This window comes from Klebsiella sp. C360 (assembly GCF_048822415.1).
GTDB lineage: Bacteria > Pseudomonadota > Gammaproteobacteria > Enterobacterales > Enterobacteriaceae > Klebsiella > Klebsiella quasipneumoniae.
In genome coordinates this window covers 1-4262 of sequence record NZ_JBMEZZ010000035.1, presented here as the reverse complement: position 1 = coordinate 4262, position 4262 = coordinate 1, and the positions used below count along the sequence as shown (strand labels likewise).

At 51.2% G+C, this 4262-nt stretch carries 4 protein-coding genes and 4 tRNA genes; 1 reads left to right on the top strand and 7 read right to left on the bottom strand.

Features of this window, described 5'->3' with window-relative positions; genetic code table 11:
- The 5 genes from ACOI7D_RS27545 to ACOI7D_RS27525 form a co-directional block, all read right to left on the bottom strand.
- On the bottom strand, positions 1-123 hold a 123-nt coding region (locus tag ACOI7D_RS27545), incomplete at its 3' end, for a GTP-binding protein (protein WP_004202223.1).
- 115 nt (positions 124-238) lie between these two features.
- Positions 239-314 (bottom strand) — tRNA-Thr (locus ACOI7D_RS27540).
- Between the two features lie 5 nt (positions 315-319).
- Positions 320-394, bottom strand: a tRNA-Gly gene (locus ACOI7D_RS27535).
- 115 nt (positions 395-509) lie between these two features.
- A tRNA-Tyr gene (locus tag ACOI7D_RS27530) sits at positions 510-594 on the bottom strand.
- Positions 595-604: 10 nt separating this feature from the next.
- Positions 605-680: transfer RNA gene (locus ACOI7D_RS27525), tRNA-Thr, on the bottom strand.
- A gap of 429 nt (positions 681-1109) precedes the next feature.
- On the opposite strand from ACOI7D_RS27525, the gene coaA reads away from it, so the two are divergent.
- Complete coding sequence (gene coaA, locus ACOI7D_RS27520; RefSeq protein ID WP_032429237.1) at positions 1110-2060, top strand: type I pantothenate kinase; 951 nt, start codon at positions 1110-1112, stop codon at positions 2058-2060.
- Positions 2061-2086: 26 nt separating this feature from the next.
- Here the strand turns inward: coaA and birA are convergent, their stop codons facing one another.
- Together birA and murB are read right to left on the bottom strand one after the other, a co-directional pair.
- A complete protein-coding gene (gene birA, locus ACOI7D_RS27515; RefSeq protein ID WP_023291589.1) occupies positions 2087-3049 on the bottom strand; it encodes a bifunctional biotin--[acetyl-CoA-carboxylase] ligase/biotin operon repressor BirA in 963 nt (320 codons plus the stop codon).
- The gene (murB, locus tag ACOI7D_RS27510; RefSeq protein ID WP_048336577.1) at positions 3046-4074 is read right to left on the bottom strand and encodes a UDP-N-acetylmuramate dehydrogenase; all 1029 of its coding nucleotides are present in this window, start codon (positions 4072-4074) and stop codon (positions 3046-3048) included. Before murB ends, birA begins: the two co-directional genes overlap by 4 nt.
- Positions 4075-4262: the final 188 nt, after the last annotated feature.

The window sequence follows — 4262 nt, the reverse complement described above, 5'->3', positions numbered from 1 at the left end:
GCCGTAGGTTTTAGCCAGTACGGTAGTGATGGCAGCGGTCAGCGTTGTTTTACCATGGTCAACGTGGCCGATAGTACCGACGTTAACGTGCGGTTTTGTACGTTCAAACTTTTCTTTAGACATCGATTGTCCCTCTAAGACACGGATAAATCGGTGATATCACCACATCAACCAGGCAACATGCCCGACTTGTTGAATGAACATAACAGAAGAGAAACAGGGAAGGAGAGAAAAGAAGTGGTGCTGATACCCAGAGTCGAACTGGGGACCTCACCCTTACCAAGGGTGCGCTCTACCAACTGAGCCATATCAGCACGTCTGGAGCGGGCAGCGGGAATCGAACCCGCATCATCAGCTTGGAAGGCTGAGGTAATAGCCATTATACGATGCCCGCATCCTGAAACTCGGCTACCCAGTTCTTTCTGTAATACTAAAGAGACTGCTCTCTGTAGTATTGAGCTGATTAGTTTACCCAACCAACTCCGGCTACGCAAAGCGTCGCCAGAAAGTGGTGGTGGGGGAAGGATTCGAACCTTCGAAGTCGATGACGGCAGATTTACAGTCTGCTCCCTTTGGCCGCTCGGGAACCCCACCCAAATTGTTATGGTGCCGACTACCGGAATCGAACTGGTGACCTACTGATTACAAGTCAGTTGCTCTACCTACTGAGCTAAGTCGGCATCAAGTAGCGCGCATTCTAGGGAGAGGAGCGAGTTCATGCAACTAAAAATTTGCATAAAACGTTCTCTTGCTCACATTTTGTGCTCTTACGCGAAAAAACGGTGTAATTTCAAACAACGGAGTGCAAATAATCGCCAGCAAACAGCACAGCAGGCGCGGTTCCGGTCATTCACGTTTACCCGGAACCTATGCTGACCGCAGCCTGAAAGGCAGCAGGCCGTTAGCACTATCCTGTTAGCAAAGGCCATACTTTGCAAAGCATAAGAAACTTATTCCTCTCTTGTGACGCTGGCGCGAGAAAGCAGCATTCAATGAGTTTTTTTCTTATTATTCCCGGCAATCTGGTGTTACCCTCCTGCCCATTGTCCTGATTAACTCGTGTGAAGCATCGCCGTTTCAACGTATTCGGTGATGGTAAGAACATGCTTATGAGCCAAAAAGAGCAGACGTTAATGACACCGTACCTACAATTTAACCGCCACCAATGGGCTGCACTTCGTGATTCTGTCCCGATGACGTTAACCGAGGAAGAAATCACGCGGTTAAAAGGCATCAACGAAGATCTCTCTCTGGAAGAGGTTGCTGAGATCTATTTGCCGCTGTCGCGTTTGCTCAACTTCTATATTAGTTCTAACCTGCGTCGTCAGGCGGTTCTCGAACAATTTCTTGGCACCAACGGTCAGCGAATCCCCTATATAATCAGCATAGCTGGCAGCGTTGCGGTAGGTAAAAGCACCACCGCCCGTGTACTGCAGGCCTTACTTAGCCGTTGGCCTGAGCATCGCCATGTCGAACTCATTACCACTGACGGATTTTTGCACCCTAACTCGGTTTTGAAAGAACGTGGGTTAATGAAGAAGAAAGGCTTTCCGCAGTCTTATGATATGCATCGGCTGGTGAAGTTTGTCTCCGATCTCAAATCAGGAGTACCACAGGCAACTGCACCGGTTTATTCCCATCTAATTTATGATGTTATCCCCGACGGCGATAAAACCGTCGCGCAACCGGATATTCTCATTCTTGAAGGACTGAATGTTCTGCAAAGTGGGATGGATTATCCACACGATCCGCATCATGTATTCGTATCGGATTTTGTCGACTTTTCTATTTATGTCGATGCCCCGGAAGAATTATTGAAAAGCTGGTATATCAACCGCTTTCTTAAATTCCGGGAAGGAGCATTTACCGACCCGGATTCTTATTTCCATAATTACGCCAAGCTGTCGAAGGAAGAAGCGGTGGATATTGCCACCTCGCTATGGAATGAGATTAACCTAATGAATCTCAAGGAAAACATCCTTCCAACTCGTGAGCGCGCCAGCCTGATTATGACTAAGAGCGCCAATCATTCTGTTAATCAGGTACGCTTACGGAAATAAAGCAAAGGGAGCCGAAGCTCCCTTTTTTATTCTGCGCTGCGCAATGATATTTCACCACCGACCCAGGCTTTTATCACACCATCCTGCTCCAGCAATAGCGCCCCCTGGGCGTCAATACCGCGGGAAATGCCATAAATTTCTTTATCACCGATAATCAGTTTTACCGGACGATGAATAAAGTTATCCAGTTTTTCCCAGCGCGGCAGATAAGGAGCCAACCCTTCCTGCTCGAACAGCTCCAGTCCCAGGCGCAGCTCTTTAATCAGGCGCGCGGCGAGGAGGTTACGATCGATGACCACCCCTGCTTCCTGAAGACTGATCCAACCCTGATTGACGACATCAGACTCCACGTGACGCATCACAAGGTTGATACCCGCGCCGCTGACGATTTGTGCGGCATCGCCCGTTTTTCCCGTCAGTTCCACGAGGATCCCTGACAGCTTACGATCCTGCAGATAAATATCGTTCGGCCATTTCACGCGAACCTGTTCGGCCCCGAGTTGCTGCAGCACTTCAGCGATCACAATACCGATCACCAGGCTTAGGCCAATAGCCGCTGCCGGGCCCTGCTCCAGACGCCAGTACATTGAGAGATAGAGATTCGCGCCAAAGGGGGAAAACCATTTTCTGCCTCGCCGGCCCCGCCCTGCCTGCTGATATTCAGCCACGCAGGCATCGCCGGACGTCAGCTCATCCAGTCTGTCCAGCAAATACTGGTTAGTGGAGTCGATTACCGGAAGGACAGTCACTCGGCCATGCTCTATCTGTTGGGAGATCTTTTTCTCATCCAAAAGATGAATAGGCTCTGGCAGGCTGTAACCCTTGCCCGGTACGGTAAACACATCAACGCCCCAGTCGCGTAAAGTCTGGATATGCTTATTAATCGCCGCCCGGCTCATGCCTAACTGCTCGCCAAGCTGTTCACCTGAGTGAAACTCACCATCAGCAAGGATAGAAATTAGCGTTAAAGGGATAGTATGGTCTTTCACGCAATGCTCTCCTCTGCGTTGACTTCACCATGCGTTCCAATGAAGCGCACCTCGGGTTGAAGCCATACATTGAATTTCGCACCCACCTGCTGGCGAACGTAATGGGCAAGCTTTATCACATCCTCACTGGTCGCTTGATCTTCATTAATCAGTACCAGCGCCTGCTGTCGATGCACGGCCGCGCCGCCGATGCGTTGTCCTTTGAGCTGACATTGATCGATTAGCCAGCCAGCGGCCAGCTTGACGCTGCCGTTTGCCTGCGGATAGTGCGGTGCATCAGGGAACTGCGCCAGCAGCGCTTCAGCAACCTGAGCGCTCACGATCGGGTTCTTAAAAAAGCTGCCAGCATTACCGTTAATCTTTGGATCCGGCAATTTAGTCATTCGCATATGACAGACCGCATCGAATACCTGCTGCGGGGTGACCGTCTGCGGATCGAGACGTGTTAAATCACCGTAGCTCAGCACCGGTCGCCACGCTTTCTCTAACGCCAAGCCAATCGCGACGATGGCGTAGCGGTCCTGATATTCATGTTTAAAGATGCTGTCGCGATAGCCGAAACGGCATTCCGCTGCGGAAAGGCGTTGTTTACGTCCCGTTTCCAGCTCGATGCAGTCAACATATTCGCAAACCCGCTGCAATTCGACGCCGTAAGCGCCAATATTCTGGATAGGCGAAGACCCTGCGCAACCAGGGATTAATGCCAGATTTTCCAGACCAGGCATCGCATGCTGTAGCGTGAACTGCACCAGTTGATGCCAGTTTTCGCCGGCGCCGACGTGCAAGCGCCAGGCATCCGGGGTTTCGCTCACCTCGATCCCCATAATTCGGTTGAGGATCACCGTACCTGCATAGTCGTTCAGAAACAGGACGTTACTGCCTTCCCCAAGGATTAGCGTGGGTTCGCCAGCCGCGACAGCGGTTTGCCAGGCGCTTAATAACTGTTGTTCAGTTTCGGCGCGTACTATCGTATTGGCGGATCGCTCAATGCCAAAGGTATTCCAGGGTTTGAGGGAGTGGTTCATAGTGGCTTCCTGATGCAAAATCGGCGTTAGTTTACCGTATCTGGCGGGGGAAGGCTTGCCTGATTACAGAGGCAATAATATTGCGGGGCGCTAACGGTGGTGATGTGGTGTACCGGTCCGGGCAACAGAACCCGCAAGGTCCGTAGCCCCGGTAAGCACAGCGCCACCGGGGGAGGCATACCCCACAC

Bases quoted from the DNA above. Each gene is read 5' to 3' on its own strand.
- murB (WP_048336577.1), bottom strand. From the start codon at position 4,074: ATGAACCACTCCCTCAAACCCTGGAATACCTTTGGCATTGAGCGATCC.
- coaA (WP_032429237.1), top strand. From the start codon at position 1,110: ATGAGCCAAAAAGAGCAGACGTTAATGACACCGTACCTACAATTTAAC.